General features: G+C 56.1%; 18 protein-coding genes and 1 riboswitch. Of the genes, 2 read left to right on the plus strand and 16 right to left on the minus strand.

Going from position 1 to position 21121, the window contains the following annotated elements; translation table 11 throughout:
• Positions 1-49 precede the first annotated feature (49 nt).
• The 6 genes from AB1644_10185 to AB1644_10210 all read right to left on the minus strand — a co-directional run bounded on the left by AB1644_10185 (position 50) and on the right by AB1644_10210 (position 5835).
• Positions 50-517 (minus strand): biopolymer transporter ExbD, encoded by a 468-nt coding sequence (locus AB1644_10185; GenBank protein ID MEW6051414.1) that lies wholly within the window; start codon positions 515-517, stop codon positions 50-52.
• Positions 518-520: 3 nt separating this feature from the next.
• The gene (locus AB1644_10190) at positions 521-1279 is read right to left on the minus strand and encodes a MotA/TolQ/ExbB proton channel family protein (protein ID MEW6051415.1); all 759 of its coding nucleotides are present in this window, start codon (positions 1277-1279) and stop codon (positions 521-523) included.
• A gap of 37 nt (positions 1280-1316) precedes the next feature.
• A complete protein-coding gene (locus AB1644_10195; protein ID MEW6051416.1) occupies positions 1317-2147 on the minus strand; it encodes a hypothetical protein in 831 nt (276 codons plus the stop codon).
• Between the two features lie 45 nt (positions 2148-2192).
• Positions 2193-4118 carry a tetratricopeptide repeat protein gene (locus tag AB1644_10200; protein ID MEW6051417.1) on the minus strand — a complete coding sequence of 642 codons (1926 nt, stop codon included), beginning with the start codon at positions 4116-4118 and terminating at the stop codon, positions 2193-2195.
• A gap of 46 nt (positions 4119-4164) precedes the next feature.
• Entirely contained in the window at positions 4165-4392 is a 228-nt protein-coding gene (locus AB1644_10205; GenBank protein ID MEW6051418.1) for a hypothetical protein, read from the minus strand.
• Between the two features lie 285 nt (positions 4393-4677).
• Positions 4678-5835, minus strand: coding sequence for a hypothetical protein (locus AB1644_10210; GenBank protein MEW6051419.1), 1158 nt, complete (start codon positions 5833-5835; stop codon positions 4678-4680).
• 90 nt (positions 5836-5925) lie between these two features.
• On the opposite strand from AB1644_10210, the gene AB1644_10215 reads away from it, so the two are divergent.
• Positions 5926-7446 carry an oligosaccharide flippase family protein gene (locus AB1644_10215; GenBank protein ID MEW6051420.1) on the plus strand — a complete coding sequence of 507 codons (1521 nt, stop codon included), beginning with the start codon at positions 5926-5928 and terminating at the stop codon, positions 7444-7446.
• A gap of 71 nt (positions 7447-7517) precedes the next feature.
• Here the strand turns inward: AB1644_10215 and AB1644_10220 are convergent, their stop codons facing one another.
• Positions 7518-9812 (minus strand): thiamine pyrophosphate-dependent enzyme, encoded by a 2295-nt coding sequence (locus tag AB1644_10220; protein ID MEW6051421.1) that lies wholly within the window; start codon positions 9810-9812, stop codon positions 7518-7520.
• Positions 9813-10042: 230 nt separating this feature from the next.
• Here AB1644_10220 and AB1644_10225 point away from each other — a divergent pair, with 230 nt between their 5' ends.
• The gene (locus AB1644_10225; protein ID MEW6051422.1) at positions 10043-12064 is read left to right on the plus strand and encodes a S9 family peptidase; all 2022 of its coding nucleotides are present in this window, start codon (positions 10043-10045) and stop codon (positions 12062-12064) included.
• An 18-nt stretch (positions 12065-12082) separates the two neighbouring features.
• Here the strand turns inward: AB1644_10225 and AB1644_10230 are convergent, their stop codons facing one another.
• The 9 genes from AB1644_10230 to AB1644_10270 all read right to left on the minus strand — a co-directional run bounded on the left by AB1644_10230 (position 12083) and on the right by AB1644_10270 (position 21113).
• Positions 12083-12496, minus strand: coding sequence for a hypothetical protein (locus AB1644_10230; GenBank protein ID MEW6051423.1), 414 nt, complete (start codon positions 12494-12496; stop codon positions 12083-12085).
• Positions 12497-12687: 191 nt separating this feature from the next.
• Positions 12688-14745 carry a TonB-dependent receptor gene (locus tag AB1644_10235; protein MEW6051424.1) on the minus strand — a complete coding sequence of 686 codons (2058 nt, stop codon included), beginning with the start codon at positions 14743-14745 and terminating at the stop codon, positions 12688-12690.
• Positions 14746-14811: 66 nt separating this feature from the next.
• A riboswitch (cobalamin riboswitch) is annotated at positions 14812-15002 on the minus strand.
• A gap of 48 nt (positions 15003-15050) precedes the next feature.
• The gene (locus AB1644_10240) at positions 15051-15899 is read right to left on the minus strand and encodes a retropepsin-like aspartic protease (GenBank protein ID MEW6051425.1); all 849 of its coding nucleotides are present in this window, start codon (positions 15897-15899) and stop codon (positions 15051-15053) included.
• Between the two features lie 71 nt (positions 15900-15970).
• The gene (locus AB1644_10245) at positions 15971-16654 is read right to left on the minus strand and encodes a heme exporter protein CcmB (GenBank protein ID MEW6051426.1); all 684 of its coding nucleotides are present in this window, start codon (positions 16652-16654) and stop codon (positions 15971-15973) included.
• Positions 16623-17240, minus strand: coding sequence for an ABC transporter ATP-binding protein (locus AB1644_10250; GenBank protein MEW6051427.1), 618 nt, complete (start codon positions 17238-17240; stop codon positions 16623-16625). Before AB1644_10250 ends, AB1644_10245 begins: the two co-directional genes overlap by 32 nt.
• A gap of 54 nt (positions 17241-17294) precedes the next feature.
• Positions 17295-18020: a DUF1573 domain-containing protein gene (locus AB1644_10255; protein MEW6051428.1), complete on the minus strand. Its 726-nt coding sequence runs from the start codon at positions 18018-18020 to the stop codon at positions 17295-17297.
• A 9-nt stretch (positions 18021-18029) separates the two neighbouring features.
• Positions 18030-18800, minus strand: a complete 771-nt coding sequence (lepB, locus tag AB1644_10260) for a signal peptidase I (GenBank protein MEW6051429.1) — start codon at positions 18798-18800, stop codon at positions 18030-18032.
• Between the two features lie 82 nt (positions 18801-18882).
• Entirely contained in the window at positions 18883-19953 is a 1071-nt protein-coding gene (rseP, locus tag AB1644_10265) for an RIP metalloprotease RseP (protein MEW6051430.1), read from the minus strand.
• Positions 19944-21113, minus strand: a complete 1170-nt coding sequence (locus tag AB1644_10270; protein ID MEW6051431.1) for a 1-deoxy-D-xylulose-5-phosphate reductoisomerase — start codon at positions 21111-21113, stop codon at positions 19944-19946. Before AB1644_10270 ends, rseP begins: the two co-directional genes overlap by 10 nt.
• Between the last annotated feature and the right edge of the window lie 8 nt (positions 21114-21121).

Raw genomic sequence — 21121 nt, forward strand, 5'->3', positions numbered from 1 at the left:
GGCACTCACACTCCTTTCAATCCGCCTAAGGCGGACGACACCGTTCCTCTTACCCCACCTCATTGTCGGTGATGATCAGGAATCGCTCCAGAGCGTTTTCCTGCATCTGCTTCATGACGTCCTGCATGACCCCGAATTTCGCCCGGCGGTCCGCCTTGATCACCACAAGCGCCTTGTAATTCTTGGCGCGGGCGCGAAGAATCTGCTCGGCCACACGCGAAGGCGGGGTCGTGATCACCTTACGGACGTTCGACGCCACATTCTGACCGTCGATATTGATGGTGTCCTTTTCGACGTAGTCGACATAGATCGAGTCGTACTTGGTGACGGTGATATTGATGATATCCTTGTCGGGCAACTCAATCTGCGAGTGCGACTGGGGCAGTTCGACCGCCCGCGCTTCCGGCGGTTTGAACTGCGTCGTCGCCATATAGAAAATCAGCAGCAGGAATGCAATATCGACCATGGGGGTCATATCGATCCTAATGCCGACGCGACGCTTGCCTTTACCCGACATAGTTTAGATACCCTCTTTCGACTTCAGTATCTGCATCACCTCAAACGTGGCCTCGTCGGTGGTGTAGTTGAAGGCGTCTACCTTATTTACAAAGAAGTTATAGAAGAAGATCCCCAGGATACCGGAGATGAGACCGCCGGCCGTGTTCACCAGTGCTTCGGAGATTCCAACCGCGAGCTGTGAGGCATCGATAACACCGCCCTCGACGTTGCCGGTAGCTGCAAAGGCGCGAATCATACCGATCGTGGTTCCCAAGAGCCCGATCATAGTGGCGATGGAGGCGATGGTCGAGAGGGCGATCAAGTTGCGCTCAAGGAGCGGCCCTTCTAGGGCGTTGGCCTCTTCGATAGCCGCCTGCGTGAGCTGGATGCGCTTCTCGGCGTTCATGGATTTGTCGGTTTTCACTTCACGATACCGCTCGATACCGGCCCGGAGGACGTTGGCGGTGGTGCCGCGCTGCTTGTCACAGGCCGCCAAGGCGCCGTCGAAATCGTCTCCCTGAAGCAGGGTGACCAGCTTCTTGAAGAACACCTGAACGGAGCTCTTACCTTTGGCGTTGCCGTAGAGCGACAGATACCGCTCCACCACGAACACAATCAGCATACACAGGGTCATGATGAGAATGATGACCAGCGGGCCGCCTTTGTAGATCGAATGGACGATGGGGTTGGTGGCGGTACGGAACACGCCGTAGTAGAGGCCGATACCGATCAGAAAGGCCACCAGTGCATTGAGAGTCACGAAAAGCGTTTGTTTAACCATGGGAATTAGCCCTCCAGGCTAAAAGAGACATACACCGTTATATTTCGATACCCTTCGTCGCCAGGACGAGAAAGCCACCCAACGACACCAACATCCCCCACGACAGCGATCCGAGGAAAACCCCCGGGCCATAGCTGGAACCAAGGCTGGTATACAGTGCCTTGGCCGAGAAGCCGTAGTCACCGCCGATAAACGACACGACGAACGCCAGCGCCAGGAGAATCACCGGCAGCCAGTTCAACCGCAGCAGGTATTTGAGTTGCAACGCCAGGTCATCGCCAGTCTTTTTGGACTTCCACATGCCCATGAGCGCCCGGAACGGAAGCCAGACGCAGAGCAGTGTGTAGGCCAGCATGATGACGGCAGTCAGCATCAGGGATAATCCCGAAGAGAACATCTTGCCCGCGACATCGCCGATCGCAATGAGCGAACCGAAACCTGAAAGCTGCGCATACTCGCGGTGGGTCTTCCGGGACGCTCGCGCGGTCGTGATCACTTCTTCCTTCGGCTGACCGGTATCCTCACCGGTGACAGCCTGGGTCGCGGCCGGCGCCGCCGATTCCTCGACAATCTCCTTGTAGGCCGAGTACCACGGCAGGAAGAGCGACAGAAAGACGAGCGCCGCTGCTATGCTCAGGACGATCCGCTCTCGACCGGAGACGCGTTCCTCCAGCAGTTTGCACTCATCGCGCAGCAGGTCTCCCTGCGCTCGTTTAGCCTCGACCTTCCGTACCAACTCCGTTTTCTCAGCGTCATTTCGAAACAGGTCCTTCGGTTTCCCCGGATATACCTCGAAACCGATGTAGTGGAACCGTTCGTCCTGGCTGATCTGGCGCCCGGACGGCGTTTGTTTATCTTGATTTGCCATTCACACCCCGCATAAACGAATCAACCAACCCTTCACTCAAACGAATCAGAATTCAAACTGCGTGTCGTTCTGGCCCTTTTTGGCAACCGCGTTGCCGGGCTGACACTTGAGCACTTTGCCGTACCATTCATTGGCTGCTTTGAAATCGGCCTTGGAGCCGGCCTTGTCACTGGCGGCGCGGTCGGCCGCGCGCGAGTGGTAGGTCTGTGCGATCCACAGTATCAGGTCAACATCGCCGCAGGCCCCTTTGGCTTTAACCGTACAATCGTGCGCTGCCAGGAGAAAATCCAGCGCGCGCGAATAATTTTTCTGACACAAACCACCAAAGTAGGCAAAACCCAGGGACCGCTTGGCCTCGCAGTTATTCGGCTCGACGGTCAACACTTTCTCGAACATCTTCGAGCCGTTCGCACAGTCCTTCAATTGGAACAAGTAGGTGGTGCCGGCCAAGGAGAGCGCCTTGACATCGTTCGGCATGCACACCAGATACTTCTGGAGATACTCGACCGCGACCTCGTAGTAGTTCTTGTTCGGGTCAAGGCCGTTGGATGATACGGCCGCCACCGTGTCGGAACCCGTGGCACCGTCGATATTCATCTCGTCATCGACATTGGTGTTACCGGCGAGGTTCAGCGCGCAGAAACCGGCATTTTTGTAGATGTTGCAGCGTGAAGAATCGATACCGAGTTCGATCCGCTTGTCGTAATAGGTCAACGCTTGCGCGAAACTCTTCAGACTGTGGTATGAGACGGCCAGGTTCTCCAGCACCCGCTTTTGCGTGCTGTCGAACTCCAGCGACTTTTTGTAATATGTTACCGCATTGACATAGTCCCTGGCCTCCCGGTAATAATAACAGTCCCCGAGCAACTGATAGACCTCGCCGGTGGAAATGGTCGGCGTGTACTCCGGCCCCTGCTTGGCAACCCAGTCCAGGTGTTTGAGCAGCGTCTGCGCCGCTTCGTCGAATTTCTTGAGCCCCCAAAGCGCCTTGCCATAATTAAAGTAGATATCGCGCGGCTCGTACGGAATCGACAGCACTTGTTGGAAATAATTGGCGGCCTCTTCATACCCGCCCAAGTTGGAGTAAGCCATGGCGGTTTCGAAATAGGCGCGAACAGTGGAGGAATCCGACTTGGCGTGCGACAATTCAAGATACCGTTTGTACGAACCAATAGTCTCTTTGAAGCGGTTAGCCCGTTCCTCGCGGTTGGTGGTCGAGAGGGCTGCTTTGAAGTAGATACCGCCAGCCCGCATCCAGGCGGGAGCATGTGTAGAGTCCTTGGTGAGCACGATGCGGAGTTTCTCGATCGCGCATGAATAGTCTTTCATCTCGAGGCAGGCTTCCGCCCAATGAAAATAGACCTCGGTAGAACCGGTGTCGGTTTCGAGCGCCTTCTGGTATTCACCGGCTGCCAATGAGGGCACGCCAGAAGCGAGGTTGGCGTCGCCGAGATGGATGTGGAACAGCGCGTTCTTTTCGTCAATCACCAGCGCCTGGCGAAACGCCTTATCGGCCGCCTGGTAATCCTTCTTGGCCATCATCACCAACCCGAAGCCATCCTCGAACATGGCGCGCCCATCTTTGGACTTCTTGCGACCATCCTCCATGGTCTTCTCTGCATTCACCAGATCGCCAAGGTGCAGGTAGCAAAGACCGAGGAAGTACTGCGACTCATAGTCCTTCTTCTTCTTCTCCAGAGCGATCTCAAATTGCTGCCTGGCTTGTTCGTACTGACCCCGCTGATAGTGGATCCGTCCCAGCGTGTAGTAATTGACATTGTAGGCCGGGTCGACGGCAATATCCTTGTTGATAAGATCGATGGCCAAGGTCGTATCGCCGGCATCGAGGGCCTGTCTAATGGGGAGTTTGACATCCTGGGAGATCGCGGCCACAGTCAGAAGCAGCGCCGGCACGCAGGCCAGCCAAGTGGCGGGGCGATTCGAGCGAATTCGGTGCGTTTTATCTTTCATTTCTGTCCCAACAAAGACCATCAAGTTATGGTTCACTCAGTCAAAGTCAAGCGCTAATTTCCTTCGGATGTATGCGCGTAGCACGAACATACGCCCACGACACACGGCGCCCCATCTGGCGAATCCAGAGTGCAAGAAAGACGATGCCGAGGCAGCCGAGTCCCAGCACAAGCGCCAGTGCCAGGATGTCCCAGAACACGACTCCAAGGTAAGCGCATGCCGTCAGTTGCGAGATCGCCGATACCATATCCAGCCACCATATCAGTTTCGCCATCTCCTTCTTCCTTTCATTTATACTGACCAGTCGCCGGCTTCTTTCAGATTACCAATTACTATCAGCAGGCTGGACACGTGGTCACGCGAATATGGAGGTCATGGGGCATGCCTGCCTGGCCAAGAACTTCGCAACTTTTTACAAGACAATTGGTTGGCTGTTGGTCGCGCGCCCCCTCGGAATGTCACTCGGCCGAAAAGCGCAGAAACTGCGGACATGGCTATGGGAAGTCATACGCGAAATGCCCGACAACCAATTGTCGGACAATATGATAGAATCTGGAAACTACATTTCGGAGAACGGCATGAAGAGGTAGTCGATTCGTATGGTCTTAACGCCTGATGGCCTGATTCTGGCAAGCCCGGAGTATTTGATCGGCGAACCATCGAACTTCTGCGCCGGATAAAAGCGCAACTGTCTGGCCAACGCCTGCGCGAATTCGAGCAGTTTTCCAGTGTATGGCTGAATCTGACGAAAGGTAGCCCGCCCCAAGGTGTCGATTTCAAAACGTACTGACATGGAATCCATCGCCGGTACGATCCGCCCCCCCACAGAAAGCTCATCCGTCGAAGCGAGCCGTGGTATCGGGAGCGAGAGGAGGACATTGGTATCTACGACCGTTCGCACTAACAGACGGCGCAGAAGAGGAATGGTGTCGGGGGCATCGGCTGACCAGGTCTGGGACGGATACGACAGCTCTGGGAAAAACGAGATAAGCACCAGACAGTCCGATCGCACGGGGGTGCCATCGACACGAGCAGGGTCATAGCGGGCGTAGTTCGCCGCTGACGCGATCTGCTGGGTGAATGCTGGATAGGTCGAACGAACTGTTTCGATCTCTTCGGGGTGACCAAGGCTGTCGAGCGACACCCTCAGCAGGACGTATCGGTAGACCGCCGAAGTATCCCAGGGTTTCAGGTCGGCATGAAACCAGGGGAATGAAATGAGAGAAGGCGGATCGAATCCGTTTTGCCGAAGTGTTTCCAGATACAGATCGGGATGCGCCACCTGCCCGGTCGAATCAACCGGATAGAGAACGATAGGAAACGGAACACGTGGCTGCACACGAATCCCGATGGACAGGTTCTGGGCTTTCTGAATGCCGGAGACAAGCCCAGGGGCAAAATCGAGTTGGCGGAAATAGTCGTTGAAAGTTGCTACGAGGGCAGAATCGGCGCTGTCACGAGCAATCGGAGGGAAAACGCACCCGGAACTGTCGACTGGAAGAATTGCCGGCAGGATGCGCTCGATGGTAGGCGGCTGCGCCGGTTTCCGGGCAAAGTAGACCTCTTGATTGATGGGATACGCGAGAATACATCCCCGATAATCAACCCGGGAAGCCGCTGCCGGTGGCGTGCAGAGTGCGAGCAGGGCGAGACTAAGACCTGGTTGAGCGCAAAGACGGAAAAGGGCCATCGATGCGTTGACGATTCGTAATGACATGTATCCAGTATGAACGTTTTTCACAGGTTGCAGCGACCAATAGTACCGATTATACTCGACCGGATGCCACACTCAAAGGATTTTTGATCGATGGGATTCTGGCGGCAACTCATCCGCAACGCCACCGCGTTCTGGGGAAGTCTGGCTGTAAGAACCGTCGTCGCGTTCTTCTTCACTCCGTTTATTGCGGCCAGTTTGGGTAGCGCCGTCTATGGCCTGTGGGTCGTCATCTTCCAAACCATCACCTATTGTACGCTCTTCGATTTTGGTCTCGAAAAAGCGCTCACACGTTTCATCGGGTGGTCGGAGTCCGTCTCTGACTACCGTGAGACGAATCGAATACTCAATTCTGCCTTCATACTGTACGGCACCGCCGGGTTTCTGGTGCTGGTGGTCACGCCGATCCTGGTGCAGTTGGTCATACGGTCGATTGCGATGTCAGTGCCCGGGGCAGGAGAGCAACCCGTATACGCATTCTACATAATCGGAGCTTACCTAGCTGTGCGGTTCTGGTTGACCCCGTTTGCCGGGTCACTCGGCGGCTTTCAGCGGTTTGATATCGCGAATGGGCTTGAGATCGGCGAGGAGCTTATCCGCACGCTCCTCATGGTCGCGGCGCTCATCGCCGGCTTTGGCCTGGTGGCACTGGCCTCGATCATCTTTGGCGCGAGTCTGATCCGGCAGGTGGCGGCTATCGTGTGGCTTAGGCGTATTCGTCCCCATACGCGGCTTGACCTGCATCTGGCCGATCGCCGCACCGCCAGAAATCTGGTGGATTACTCCGCTATCGCCTTTGGTATTTCGATTGCGTGGCTGGTGATATTTAACACCGATTCGATTCTCCTCGGTCTGTTGCTCGGTCCGGCGGCAGCCGGCGTCTACGCCCCGGGCGCTCAGATGATGCTATACCTTCGGCAGATCGTCAACGCGGTCGGCAATCCACTCATGCCGGCGATCTCGCAGCTCGAAGGTCGGAGACAAGACGAAAAGATCCGCCAGGTCTATTTTCGTATCAGCGGGTACATGACGTTCGCGGCGGTGTTCGCGTGTGCCGGCGTAGTGTTGTATGCGCACCCGTTCGTGCGTCTGTGGTTGCCACAGGAATTTGCGGCCAGCGGGTCTGTCATGGTTGTTCTGGCGGCAGGTTCGGCGTTTTACCTTCCTCATATCATCGGCAACGCCATGCTGTTCGGCCTTGGCAGACACAAGTTCCTGTTCTATACCCTGGCGTTCGAGGGGAGTCTCAAGCTCGCTCTATCGTTCGTGCTGATTCCACGGTACGGCGTGACGGGAATGGCGCTCGCCGCGGCCGTCCCGCAAGTCGTGACCTATGTTGCGTTCTTCCCCTGGATGATGTCCCGCCAACTTGCTTTTCCGCTCCGGCACCTGGCAGTTTCAATGATCCGCAGCGGTTCGCTGGCTTTGCTTGTGTCGGTGCCGACGGCACTTATCCTGCGATATCTCCTTGGCGTTCAGAATTGGTTCGATTTCGGGTTGAACGTCGGCGTGGTCACCGCCGTTGCCCTTGTCGCCGCGTGGTACGTGCTCATAGACAAGCCCGACAGGGAGCGGCTGACGGCTTATCTACGCGGCGCCTTCCCCAGATCGTAGTCTACGTGCCACGGTCAAAAAAAAGCCGGCCGTGGAAGTCCGGCCGGCGGCAAGTTCAAACGAGAGTTGGCTCAGTATCGATCGTGGATGTCTTCTACAGCCGCTACGATCTTGTCGACATTCGGCAGGCAGGCGGCATCGCCATCCATGCCGTAGGCTACGCGAGAGTCGATTGCCGTCACCAGCTTGACCGGGGCCTCGAGATGGAACAGCCCTTCGCCACCAGTGATAATTGCCGATATGGTGGCCGCAGCGCCACCCGGGAAACGGTCTTCCGTGATCACGATCACTTTGCCGCAATCTTTGGCGGTCTGAACAATAGCTTCTTCATCGATCGGTTTCACGGTGCGAAGATCGACTATGCGGACGTGAATACCGCGTTCCTTGAGGATCTCCGCCGCCTTGCGGCACATCTGGAAAGTGGCGCCATAGGTGATAATGCCGACATCCGTATGCTCAGGGTAGTAAACCTTGGCTACGCCGAAGGGAATAAGCTCGTCAATGTCCGGTACGGATGCCTCCATGGGGACCCCCTCCCAGTCGCGGCGATTATAGAGTGCGACCGATTCGCAGAAGAGCACCGGGTTGTCGGTCGCCCAGGCGGTTTTAAGCAGCCCGGCAGCGTCGTAGGCATTCGACGGTGCAGCGATGAGCAGACCCGGGATATTCATCCAAGTACCGAGGTTTCCTTCGGAATGCCAGAACGCTCCCGCACCCTGCTTATAGCCGCCATACGTGGTGCGAATCACCATCGGCATCGTGAAGAGGCCGCCGGAACGCTGATAGGTCGTGGCGATACGATCTTTGAGCACCTGATATGCGGGTGACATGTAATCCAGAAACTGGATCTCCGGCATAGGTCGTCTACCCTGATAGCAGTGTCCCGCCGCACGCCCCAGAATCCCCACTTCATCGAGCGGGGTGTTGAAACAGCGGTGATTGCCGAACTCGCGTTGGAGATTCTTACTCACCAGAAAAACGCCCCCCTTCCCTTTCAGCTTGGCCTGTTTTTCTTTTTCCTCGATCATGTGGCCACTGAAATCGGCGACATCCTCGCCAAACATGAGAACATCCTCGGTCAGATGGAACAGGTCGAACAGGGTGTAGTTGATGGCAAAGCGCATGGTCATGGGGCCGACATGTTCGGGCAGCTCAGGCGTGGTGAAATATCCCTTCTCATGATACTCCCGGAACTTCTCCGCGCGGTCGAATCGGCAGGCCTGCCGATATTTCTTCCAGGTTTCCCTGGCCTGCTCAAAGTCATAGTGATAGACGAGATTCTTGACAGCCTCGGTAGTTTTCGGCTGAAACGTGGCCACCGCCTCAGTTGAAAGCTCGGTGATCTTCTTGTCGAGCTCGTCCCAAATTTCGGCGATCTCTTTGGGTGTGATAACACCGTCTTCGATAAACGCATTGGATGTTTTGAGAATGCAGTCGTTGTAGGTATGCCAGTCCTGTTCCACTGGATCCATATAGAACGACTGGTCGTCCGAACCGGAGTGCGACCCTTCACGGGTGACCCGGATGTTCATGAGGACCGGACCCTTGCCGGACCGGGCATAATCCACGGCCTCGGCTGCCTTGGCGAGCGCATCCTTGACATCGGTCCCGTCGACATGAAGAATTTTCAGGCCGAAACGCTGGTACCCCTCGAAGGGTGTCGTGGGATCCCCTTCGGGAAACTGCTCTTCGACCGAGACCGAAATAGCCCACCCGCAGTTGTAGATTGCGTACACCGCTTTGGATTTGTAAAAGACGGAATAAAATACGGCACGGGCGAACTCGGCCTCGGAGGTTGATCCCTCACCGATGCAGCACAGCGTGACGGCATCTGCGGGATACCGCCCGCCCGGATACTGTGAGAGCTGCGAGATAGGCACCGGATGTCCGATCGCCTCGGCGATACCGGCCGCTTCGATCGCATGTGACCCGGTCGGTGACGCCTGCGGGATGATCGCCAAATCGGGATAGCCCGGATGGGCCGGAATCTGCTGGCCCTTGTTGGGGGCGCGATAGTCTCCGATGGCCTCAAGCATTTTGTCCCATAAGGACGACCCGCGGTGAATATCAAACGCCTTGTTGCGATAATAGCCGACGAACGGGTCGTTGGGGCGAAGATTTTCGGCGAACGCGACATCCATGAGTTCCTTGCCGCCGCAGCCGATGAAGAACCGGTTGTACCCTTTCCGCAGGAGCAGTTTTTCCTCGCGCTCGACGCGTCGGGCGGTGAGCATCGTGCGCAGCATGCGCTTCAATTCGGCCGGGGTCTTGCCGGAGTACCCTTCCAACGGCTGATTGTCTTTAGCACGGCTCGGCAGTTTGCCGTCATAGTGTTTTAACTTGTCTATAAGTGCCAGGACTTCCAACGAACTACCTCCTGCGGGCCGGATGCACCGACCATCGTACTATATATGGACCGTCATTCTTGACTATAACAGAAGCCTATCGGAAAGGCTCCCGCAAAGATATAGGCAACCCCGAAAAAAAGGCAATCCGATTTTTGGGCCGCGCGAGCGCCTTTTTTCACTTGTCGGATCGTCATATCGGCGGCAGATTGCCTTAGTTATCATACGGTTAGAGAGACGTGAGGAACCCAATGTACCATACCAAAACCAGAGGGCATGTGCGAAAACCGCTCGAAGCCAAGGACCTGTTCAAACTTCAGATCATGACCTCAATCACTATATCGCCGGATGAACGACGCGTTGCCTACACGGTTGAGAGGATCGATGCCGAAGAGAACAAGTACTACTGCAACCTGTTCGTCCGTGACATTGTGAACAAATCGGACCGGCAGTTTACGTTCGGGAAGCAACAAGACGGCAAGCCGTCCTGGTCACCCGATGGCAGCACACTGGCATTTGTCTCCACTCGGGAGAAAAAGACCGGCATCTACCTCATGCCGGCCGCCGGCGGGGCCGAGAACAAGCTGATCGAACTCGACGCCACCATTGGGGAGCTGCTGTGGAGTCCCGACGGTCGCACGCTCATTTTTCCTCTGCGGTACAAAGATTCCCACTTCATCGCCGACGAGAAGAAAAAGACCGAGCCGCCGGTGTACCGTCATGTTACCCGGCTGCTTTACCGGTTGGACGGGGTCGGATTCCTGCCGAAAGACAAGTTCCAGTTATACGCGCTCGAAGTTGCCACCGCAAAGCTGAGACGTATCACCAGTGGTAACCGGGACAACCACTCCCCTGCCCTGTCGCCCGATGGCAAATGGGTGGTTTATGTTTCCAACCGGTCAAAAGACCCGGACCTCGAAAGCCTTCGCGACGATCTGTTCGTCATACCGTTCAAAGGAGGAAAGGAGCGGCTGATCCCCACACCGGCGGGGCCAAAAGGGTCGCCTCGCTTCTCACCTGACGGAAAGCTGATCGCGTATATCGGTCATGCGAATCCACGAGATCCGTGGGGTGTCACCAACCACCATGTCTGGCTGGTGGGTCTGAACGGCACCCCCAGGGCGCATGACCTGATGCCGAAATTCGACCGCATGGTGTACGACCAATCGATCGGGGACCTTGAGGACGTGCACGAACGGCTGCTTCTGGAATGGTCACGCGATGGGAAGCGGTTGTTCTTCCTGTCATCAGACACCGGCACGACCAACTTCTATTACATTCCCAGGGCAGGCGGCAGGCCGACCCGGATATTCAAGGGGAAATGCCATATCAAGAGCTTCAGTGTCGGCAACTACACTGAAACCGCCGCACTCCTGTACGCTGATCTGGAAACACCGTGTGACCTGGTGACCTGCCCCACCGTTTACGGAGGAGAGAAGCGGATGATGGAACACACCCGGCTAAACCGGTTCCTGCGTACCGAACGGAAGCTAGGACGGACGCGGGAGGTACTGTTCCAGTCATTCGATGGCACTGAAGTGCAGGGATGGCTCGTCACACCTCCGAATTTCAAACCGGGTCGCAAGTACCCATCGATCCTTGAGATCCATGGTGGCCCCCGAGTTCAGTATGCGTTCACGTTTTTCCATGAGATGCAGTTCCTTGCGGCCCAGGGCTACGTGGTGTTCTACACCAATCCGCGAGGTGGTTCCGGTCGAGGCGAGACCTGGGCAGACGCTATTTCCGGCGGGTGGGGGGACCTTGACTACAAAGACTGCATGGCGGCGGCCAACTGGCTGGAGAAACAGAGCTTCATCAACAAGAAGCGCATGGGGGTTACCGGCGGCTCTTATGGTGGCTATATGGCCAACTGGATAGTTGGACACACCGACCGTTTCAAAGCAGCCGTCACACAGCGATCGGTTGTGGAGTTGTTGTCCTTTTTCGGGTCATCAGACATCGGATGGTCCTTGGAACGAGAATTTGGCGGCTGGCCGTGGAAAAACAAAGAGAACTACGAACACTCCTCACCGATCAACTACTGTCACCGGGTGAAAACACCCCTTTTGATCCTGCACAATGAGCGCGACCACCGCTGTAACATCGAACAGGCAGAGCAACTGTTCACCCGACTCAAGGTGCTTGGTAAAACCGTCGAGATGGTACGATTTCCGGACGAATTTCACGGGCTGTCGCGCCACGGCCGACCGGACCGGAGGATCGCGCGCCTCGAGTGGATGCTGAAGTGGTTTGACCGGTATCTGAAGAGATAACGCAGCACAGGGAGCCGTTCAGGCTCCCTTCTTCGTCTTGCCGATCCAGTTCTCTTTCAGGTACTGCTCGGCCTCTGCCACGGTACGGAAAATAAGTGATATTTCCTTGGTACCCCCAGCTTCGAACATTTGGTTCAACTGGCGAAACGTACTGGGGTTGTTGAGGACATAGATCGACAGGACGCCGTTATGCTGCCGAGACCACTCCATGTGTTCGCCGATAACATCGACAACGTCAGGAAACGATGTTTTCCAGTTGCTGAGGTCGATCAGTTTGGCCCAGGGTTTGTTGATGATAGGCGCCACCTCGACCTTAAAGTCCTCGTGGTAGCTCCGCGCCGTCTCCCCTTTCCAGATACCGTGCACCTTGGCATAGATGATGCGATTCTTCTTGTCGAGATTGAAGGAATATTCCAGACTCCAGCTTGCCATGGTAAGCAACCCTCTTGCGTTACGGACCGTGACACGCACTCACGGCGTGTTGTCTTTTCGCGAAAGAAGCCCGGAACTCGTGAGGAAAGGCTTCCCGCGTGGGTCTCACCTTTCCCGCCCGGAGAGATGTCACGTGATGCACTTATGGTAACGCACCAACAACGTAAGAGCAAGCAAAAACTGCTGATTCCTCAAAACAGCCCAGCGCGAAGTTCCAATACGAATCGCCGCCCGGGGGACGGATAGTCGCCGTCGGTTAGCGTAAAACCGAACTGGTCTGGGCGCCGCTGGTCAGTGAGGTCAAATCCGGATAAAGTCAACCGAATATGGGCATTAACGACCCATGAGAACCCGACGCCCAATTCGTACACTTGATGGAGGGTCTTGGTTGCCCCGCCCATGCGATTCACCCGATCGGAGGTGTATGCGCAATTCACGTTGGCAGCCATTCGGCTGTTGAGATCGGTGTCAAAATCCAATCGCCATTTCATGCTGGGCACATAAACAGCCTTGGCAAACTGATTGTCACCACCCAAAGTCTGATCCGCATGCTGAACCACGGCCCCAAAAGTGACCCGGTAGGTTTCCGCAGGACTTGCCTGGACAGAAAGGTCAAGACCATCGCTTCTGAACCGGTCGACATTCCGGGGTACCCACCGGAAACTGGTCGGATCCGGACGGTACTGAATCAGTGAATCGACACGTTGGCGGAATACGGTTAGCTCAATTGTCAGTCTGTCGTTCACGGGTTCCCATAGGAGACCGGCGGTGAGAGTTCGCGAGGTCTCAGGATGGAGGGCGCTATTGCCACCGGTATATGGCTCGTTGGCAAACTGTTCGGCAATGGTCGGCAGCCGGAATGCGTATCCATAAGCGGACTTCAGCCGAAGGTCGGAAGTGACACCGTAGATGAGACCGAGATTGTAGCTGGGTTGGGTCTGCCTCCCCCTGACGAGTTGAAGACGCCCGCTCCATTCCAATTGCAGCGCCGAACCGCTCTGCACCAAAAGGCCTGACCAGAGGTCAAGCTGGTTCTGGCCGTCAGCCCAGTAGTTGTAAGCAGCATATTCATAACCGAACGGGCTGGTCGAACCAACGGTACTGGTTACGACATTCCGGTCGGAGCTGGTGGCCCGAAGGTATCCGGAAAGCCAGTCGGCCCCTGCTGAAACGGACAGATGCGAGAACTCGCGCAGAAACCGCGCGCTGACACCCGATGAACGCTTGTTGTAGATGTAGCGCGTGGAGACATCGACCGAATCGACCGTCAGGACGCTGTCGCCGGGGGACGACGGATCGGGGACATAGTATGCCGCCATGTAATTGTAGAGCTGGTGATAATCGAGGTTCTTTTTTTCCCAGAACAGGTCAACTTGAATCTCCCCCACCGTGCGGTCATAAAATCGGTAGCCGGCATCGACTGAGTAATTCTCGTCCTTCTGGTGATCGTACAGACTGTAGGACTCCCGGCTGCCATAGGCAGGTATATAGGCTACGTCCGGGACCGGTCCCGGCACACCCAGCGAATCCGTGAAGTATCGTGCCGAGAGAGTCCATCGGTGATGATTGTCGCGTGACAGATAGTCGGAACGTATGCCGAATAGTGCTCTTTTGGAGCCGGCGTTGGGACGGTGATTATCGGCCTGCCCGTACTCGCCGGACGTCCCCACCCCGAGTGCACCCAACCGGCGGGAGAGATCAACGCGGTATTGCCGGAGTCCGAACGCGCCAAAGCGAGTAGTGGCGTCGATCCGGTCGGCGAGGGCGCTTCGTGAGATGAGGTTGAGAACGCCACCTACGGCATCGGATCCATACAGCACCGATTGTGGCCCCTTCACCAATTCCACCCGCTCCAGTTCATCCGGGCTGAAGTCCGAGAGATTAAAACCGCCGAGAGAGTAGTCTTTCACCACCCGGCCGTTATACAACAGGAGCATGCTTCGGTTGAAGACTCCCCAGTTGGACAGCGTGGCCACTGAACCAACTCCATTATATTGTCGTGTGTCGATCCCGAACCGGCCATCCAGAAGTTCCGGTAAGGACACCGAAACTCCGGATTGCTGCACCTGGACGACCCCAGTCGGCCAAACCGACTGCCCGGCTGTGGCGCCGAAACGATTAGCGGTGACAATGATGGAGTCTTTGAGGAGGCGGGGGTTATCCCGGCTGCTGAGGGTGTCGACTTCCGCGCGGGTTCCCGTCGCTCCCGCGAGCAGAAGCACCACCGGCAAAACAAACGCGTGCCGCATGGCAATCTCCTTTGAAGCTGCCGATGGCGCACGCCGAGATTGTAGTCAGCCCGCGCTGACGGCAGAACAGTGTTATTGGGCCTCGGCAGGTTTCCTGGCTCGCGGCGTCAAACCTCCGTCAGGCGCCTTCCCCGTTTCGACAACGAGTGGCATCCGGCCTGCGGAGTAGCCGACACAGTAGCGGGGCTGCGACGGATTCGCACCGTCTTCCCTATTACCCATCCACTTTGGACGGCACCGAAGCGATGTAACAGGAATTAAGCTTGCGTGTCGCCGGTTGTCAAGCGATCAGACTTTGACAGACATCATTGATGCACGTAGATGACCTTACGTCGGTAATCGATGGTAATGGTGTGATCGACAAGAAATGTTCCGCCCAGTATCCCTTCAAACGAAGCCTGCGGGGCTGCTTTCTTGAATGAATCGAGATTGGACACGACCGCCCGTACCCCGGCGCTTCGTGCGCTCTCGCCAAGCTGGACGGAATCAAGCGTGACCAGATTGCGTTCATCGGGAGTCAAGTGGAGCTTCGATGCCAGCTGTTCGGAAACGGCAGTGTAGCTGGCACAGTAATCGAGAATCATGGGCACGGTCGTGTCCCCATTGAGCGACACGTCGACCAGCACCAGATGCCGCAATTGCCGGAACTGGATCGTCTCGTACCGTTTACCGGCAAGCGAATGAGGCATGTCAGATCGAAGCTCGATCGACTTTTGGGGATAGTCCACGGTCACGAAATACTGCTGAAGTATGTTCTGCCCAATCAGCCCGTCAGGGTGATCCTCTTTCCCCTCTTTGCTTAAGGCGGCAATATCAATCATCGTTGCCGGCACGCTGACCATCATTGGCAGATCGGCGATCTCAAGGGAGCGAAGCGCAATGGTTCGTGCCTCGCTGCTGCCGTCGATGCCGGTCACTTTTCGTTCGGGCGCTCCTGCCTCACCTTTGAGGCCATACTTCTCGGCAAATGACTTGTCGATGTACAGATGGTCGGCACCGGTATCCAGTCCGAACCGGGCAGTGATGTTCCCGTTAATGGTCACTTCCACAATGACCAGCCCGCGCGATGGATCGAATGGGATGACGGCACCCACTAGGTGGCTTGCCAGGGTTACCAGAAATCCCGTTACGAAGGACACAAGTGATAGTCTCATAGTATGAATTCCCATAGCATCAATATCGACGTCGCTAAAACAGTATACAGCGGAATTTTGAGCACGGCCGGCTATTCCAGCCAGACGAAACGAAACAGGAGGATTGAGAGCGTGATCATCACCACCGAGTAGGCAACCAGCCCTTGCAGGTACATCCAAACCTCGCCGAACGATCTGCCATCCATTACCTGGGCTGTCCCCCCTACCAGCAGGAGGAGTATCGGGATAAGAATAGGGAACGAAAGTACAGCGAAGAGCGCTCCTTTCACCGCTGCTTTGGCGATAATTGCCCCGACCAGGGTTGTCGCGGCACAGAGACCGATCACGCCAAGGACCAGAATGACAATGATTACGCCAATTCCAGTTATGGGAGCATCGGTGAACATAAAAAACAGCGGCGTGATGATGGCCGTCATGGCGGACAAGAGCGAGAGGTTAAAGAACAGCTTGCCGAGATAAATAGCGGTTGGGTCGGCGCGCAGTTTGAGCACCAGCGCCGTACCGGTCTCTTCCTCGCGCACGAACGCCTGCGCCAGACCGGACATAGCGGAGAAGAAAATGATGGTCCATAAGAGGGCAGCAAGAAGTTTGGGCGGCAGCCCGGCCTGTCCCAGCGAATACGACACCACCGCCAGCGTGGTTATGCCGAACATGAGGATGGCGTTCAGCGCGTATCGCGTGCGGAGCTCCTGCCGGAGATCCTTGGCGAACACCGCGAACGCTTTACTGGCCAACCCGACAGAGTTGTCCGGCAAGACCCTGCTCCTCCGTTTCGTTGGTGGCGATTATGATGATCGCTTTCGACCGTTGCTCTTCCACCAGGTCAAACACGATCCGCTTCCCGGCATCATCCAGATTGGCGGTCGGTTCATCGATAAACAGAAACGCCGGCTTGTTGAGGAGCGCCACCGCATATTTCAATCGCTGCTTCATTCCCGATGAGTACGCCCCCACAAGATCATCCCCCCGCCCCTCCAGACCGACTCGACCTAACAGGGCGTTGATCTCCTTGCCGGTGATGTTTCCGCCGGAGACGGCTGCAAAGAACGTCAAATTTTCTTCCGCCGTGAGACTGTCATACAAGTTGAGGTATGGGGACACCAGCGATGTCCGCGCACGGATTTCGGCGTCATCAAGCGCCCGGTCGCCATCGGTGTATTCGATCCGCCCCCTGGTCGCTCTCAGGCCGGCCAGAAGAACCATCAGCAGCGTTGACTTGCCGGAACCATTCGGCCCCACCACCGCAAGTGACTGACCGGTAGTCAATTGAAATGAAATGTCGGAGAACACTTTCCGCGGACCAAATCGCTTGGCCAGCCCCTCGACCGTCAGCTTGTACATGGGTGGGAATAAATACCGGGGTTCGGCAAAATCAAATCAAAAACGACGACGCGGCTACTTGTTCGTCGACGCCGCGGTTCCGTCCGTGGGCCGATACAACCTACCCACAAAGACCGATATTCGTGTCCGGTCCTCGCCATCGAACTCGATCGTGATCGACTCCTCAAAGTTCTTCTCGATCGCATTTTCATGGACCATGATCTGGCCTTCGATCGAACTGTTTGCTTTGAGTTTTGGCGGCAGGGTAACATCGAAACTCTTGTGAGACGAATCTACTACCATGACGTTTTGATCGACGTTGGAGTGATTCGTGATTGTGAATTTGGCTTTGCGGCGCAGTTTGTTGAACTGGGAGACATCGACACGGGAAGGCGTGATTGAGATCGGCTGCAGGCTGTCGGTCGCTTTGACGATATCGGCGAACAATTTGAGATAAATCTTCTCGGGGTTAGAGCTGGTGACGAAATAGGGTCGTTTGGCAATACGTCCCACGAATCCCTTGGTTGAAAGGGTGATGTCGAGCCGGGTGCTGTCGCCAGGCGCGAGGACCGAATCGAGCAGCGGCGCTTTGGTACATCCACAGCCCGGTTCCACCTCGACTATGCGGACCGTTTGGTCCCCGACCGACTTGATCCAGAAGGCGTGAGTGAGAATAGTACCCTGAGCCGTCATTCCGAAGTCAAAACTGTCGTCGGTGAACTTTGCCTTGGGACCACCAAACACCTGGCTGGCACAGACAGCAACGAACAGTATGAGCGATGAGAGTATACGCATGCTCATGCGAAATCGTCAGGAGATCAGGTGAAACAGCCTGTTCCAGCGGACCTTTTCGAAGAAATGCACCGCATTGTAGATGAACACCCTCGGCACCGAGAGCGGATCGGACACCGATACCGGCGGCGATTCGTACTTGCTGTCGTCCCATGACCAGTGGATAAGGATCGCTTTGCCGAGGATCATCTCCTTGGAGACGGCCGACCAGTAACGGGAATCATACGAGTTGTCCCGATTGTCCCCCATCATAAAATAGTGGTCGCGCGGCACGATATAGGGGCCGAAATTATCGCGACTGTTCTGTCCGCCGATCGTTCGCGGCATGATGTTCTGGGCGCCGGAGATGGTGGTGTCGATGAACTTCGAATGGGGCGGATTAGGGAATATTTGGCGATTCACGTACAGAACCTTGTCCTTCACCTCAATAGTGTCGCCCGGTTGGCCCACGCACCGCTTGATGTACTTGGTGACACCGTCGCCGGGGAAAATGAAGATCACGACATCGCCGCGCTTTGGCTCCGTGAACCCGGGCAGCCGCCAGTCCACCAATGGGATGCGCGCACCGTACACGAACTTGTTGGCCAGGAGAAAATCCCCGATCAGCAGTGTGTCTTCCATAGAGGAGGTCGGGATTTTATAGGCCTCGACCACTGAGGTCTTGATGATAAGGGCAAGCACGACGGCGATACCGATCTGCTTGACGTTTTCCCAAAGGGACTCGGTTACGGACGGTTTCCGGGGCCGTTCTATCGACTGTCTGCGGGAGTCGGTCCTGGTACTACTCATGCTCGCTTTCACTCCTTTGGCCAACCACATACCGGCGCCAATTATCCACAAATCATTGTACGCGCAACTGGCCGCCGAGTTGTCAGAACCCTCGGATAATTCTCAGGACATCATTATAGGTTACGAAAATGATCAGGCCAAACAAAAAGATGATACCGACCTGCTGCGCCAACGCACGCGCCCGGATAGACAACGGGACACCTCTGATCTTCTCGATCAGCAGGAACAGCAGGTGGCCGCCATCGAGGATCGGGATCGGCAGGACATTGAGTACCGCCAGATTGACGGACAACAGCGCCATGAAGAAGAACAGACTTGATGCCCCCTTCTCCGCTTCCTTGCCCGACTGCTGAGCTATAAAGAGCGGGCCGCCGATCATTTTCGCCGAAACCTGGCCGGAAATCGCTTTCTTGACGAATTTGATCGTCTCCCAGACGATCACGTGCGTGGTGACAAAGCCGCGCTGAATGGATTCGACGACACCGTAGCTCTGGTATCCGAGAACTTTCTGCGTGAACCCGATTATGCCGATCGAGTCTACGCCCCCTTCGATATTGGGAACCTCTTCGACTTTAGTAGTGATGGCGGCACGAATGGTATCGCCGCTGCGGAGCCAGGCCAGCTCAATGGGCGTGGCCAGATGACTGTTAATGCGCGTCCGGAGCGAATCGAAATTGTTGACAACGGCGCCATCGGCCATGATGATCTGATCACCTTCGGCCAAACCGGCCTGGGAGGCAGGACTATCCTTGGCCACCGTGCCAACCAGCACCCGTGTATCATCAAAAAGGGGACGGCCGCCAAACAGGAATATGCCGATCAGGAGCGCGATCGCCAGAACATAGTTCATGAAAGGGCCGGCGAAGATCACGGCTGCGCGCTGGACAATGGTTTTGGACATGAACTCGTATGGTGCACCGCTGGCTTCATCATCCGGGTTTTCTCCGGTCATCTTGACGAATCCACCGAGCGGAATCACCCCAATGCAATAGGTGGTTTCGCCAACCTGTTTTGAGAAAATGTTCGGCGGAAACCCTAATGAAAATTTCTCGACCTTGATTCCCACCTTCTTAGCCACTAGAAAGTGGCCAAGCTCGTGGATGAAGATCAGGATCCCGAGAACGAAGATGAACGATACGATGGTCAACAACATGCCGTATTCTCCACTTGTCGGCGGGCCATGTCCCGCGCTTGTTCATCCACCCGGAGGATATCCTCCAGCGACGGTTCCTGTAACACCGAAACCTGTCCGACCGTTTCCGTAACAATATCGGTTATTTCGGTAAAGCGAATACGCCGTTCCAGGAACGCACCAACCGCTATTTCGTTGGCGGCGTTGTACACGGCCGGCGCGGTACCGCCGGTACGGGCCACCTCGTAGGCGAGCCGAAGGAGCGGGAATTTTTCATAGTCGGCCAATTCGAAGGTCAGTGACTTCAGCATTCTCCAGTTCACCTGTCCAAACTCCGACTGCACACGCTCCGGCCAGAATAACGCATAGCTGATTGGTAGACGCATGTCCGGCTGCGAAAGTTGCGCCATGACCGATGAATCCACAAACTCGACCATCGAGTGGATGACCGACTGCGGGTGCACCAACACGTTCACCTTGTCTACAGATACGCCGAACAGGGTCACTGCTTCGATCACTTCCAGCCCTTTGTTGACCAGGGTGGACGAGTCGATGGTGATTTTTGGACCCATTTTCCAGGTCGGATGCGCGAGAGCCTGCTCCACCGTAATCTGCGCGAATTGCTCAATAGGTAACTGCCGGAACGGTCCGCCGGAGGCGGTCAGAATGAGAGACCTGATCTCGTTCACGCGACCGGCACTGAGCGCCTGCCAGATGGCGGAATGCTCGGAGTCGATGGGAAGCACGTGCGCGCCGCTCTCTTTGATGAGCGAAGGGAAAAGCGGCCCGCCCGCCACCAGTGATTCCTTGTTGGCCAAGGCAAGGTTTTTCCTTTGTCGCAGCGTTTCCAGCGAGACTCGCAGACCGGCAGCCCCAACGACGGCATTCACCACGATCTCGGTTTCCGGAAGCCGCGTCAATCCTATGAGGCCCTCTTCACCTTCGAGGATACGGACCTGCTCTCCGGCGAGGCGGTGTTTGAGAATTGGAACTTGCGAGGAATCGACGATGCAAAGCGTTGAGGGGCGAAACTCGTGATACTGCTCGACCAGCATGGTGGCGTTGTGGTGTGCGGCAAGCGCCGAAACAACGAACCGGCCCGGGTGCCGACGGACCACATCCAGAGTCGACCGCCCAATCGATCCGGTTGAGCCAAGGATGACGATTTGCTTAGGTATCATCCGATCTC

It is taken from the genome of Candidatus Zixiibacteriota bacterium (assembly GCA_040753875.1).
In the GTDB taxonomy this organism is placed as follows: Bacteria; Zixibacteria; MSB-5A5; order GN15; family FEB-12; genus DATKJY01.

Excerpts from the sequence above, each read along its gene's own strand:
- AB1644_10185 (MEW6051414.1), bottom strand. The coding sequence starts at position 517 with ATGTCGGGTAAAGGCAAGCGTCGCGTCGGCATTAGGATCGATATGACC.
- AB1644_10190 (MEW6051415.1), bottom strand. The coding sequence starts at position 1,279 with ATGGTTAAACAAACGCTTTTCGTGACTCTCAATGCACTGGTGGCCTTT.
- AB1644_10195 (MEW6051416.1), bottom strand. The coding sequence starts at position 2,147 with ATGGCAAATCAAGATAAACAAACGCCGTCCGGGCGCCAGATCAGCCAG.
- AB1644_10200 (MEW6051417.1), bottom strand. The coding sequence starts at position 4,118 with ATGAAAGATAAAACGCACCGAATTCGCTCGAATCGCCCCGCCACTTGG.
- AB1644_10205 (MEW6051418.1), bottom strand. The coding sequence starts at position 4,392 with ATGGCGAAACTGATATGGTGGCTGGATATGGTATCGGCGATCTCGCAA.
- AB1644_10210 (MEW6051419.1), bottom strand. The coding sequence starts at position 5,835 with ATGTCATTACGAATCGTCAACGCATCGATGGCCCTTTTCCGTCTTTGC.
- AB1644_10215 (MEW6051420.1), top strand. The coding sequence starts at position 5,926 with ATGGGATTCTGGCGGCAACTCATCCGCAACGCCACCGCGTTCTGGGGA.
- AB1644_10225 (MEW6051422.1), top strand. The coding sequence starts at position 10,043 with ATGTACCATACCAAAACCAGAGGGCATGTGCGAAAACCGCTCGAAGCC.
- AB1644_10230 (MEW6051423.1), bottom strand. The coding sequence starts at position 12,496 with ATGGCAAGCTGGAGTCTGGAATATTCCTTCAATCTCGACAAGAAGAAT.
- AB1644_10235 (MEW6051424.1), bottom strand. The coding sequence starts at position 14,745 with ATGCGGCACGCGTTTGTTTTGCCGGTGGTGCTTCTGCTCGCGGGAGCG.
- AB1644_10240 (MEW6051425.1), bottom strand. The coding sequence starts at position 15,899 with ATGAGACTATCACTTGTGTCCTTCGTAACGGGATTTCTGGTAACCCTG.
- AB1644_10250 (MEW6051427.1), bottom strand. The coding sequence starts at position 17,240 with ATGTACAAGCTGACGGTCGAGGGGCTGGCCAAGCGATTTGGTCCGCGG.
- AB1644_10255 (MEW6051428.1), bottom strand. The coding sequence starts at position 18,020 with ATGAGCATGCGTATACTCTCATCGCTCATACTGTTCGTTGCTGTCTGT.
- lepB (MEW6051429.1), bottom strand. The coding sequence starts at position 18,800 with ATGAGTAGTACCAGGACCGACTCCCGCAGACAGTCGATAGAACGGCCC.
- rseP (MEW6051430.1), bottom strand. The coding sequence starts at position 19,953 with ATGTTGTTGACCATCGTATCGTTCATCTTCGTTCTCGGGATCCTGATC.
- AB1644_10270 (MEW6051431.1), bottom strand. The coding sequence starts at position 21,113 with ATGATACCTAAGCAAATCGTCATCCTTGGCTCAACCGGATCGATTGGG.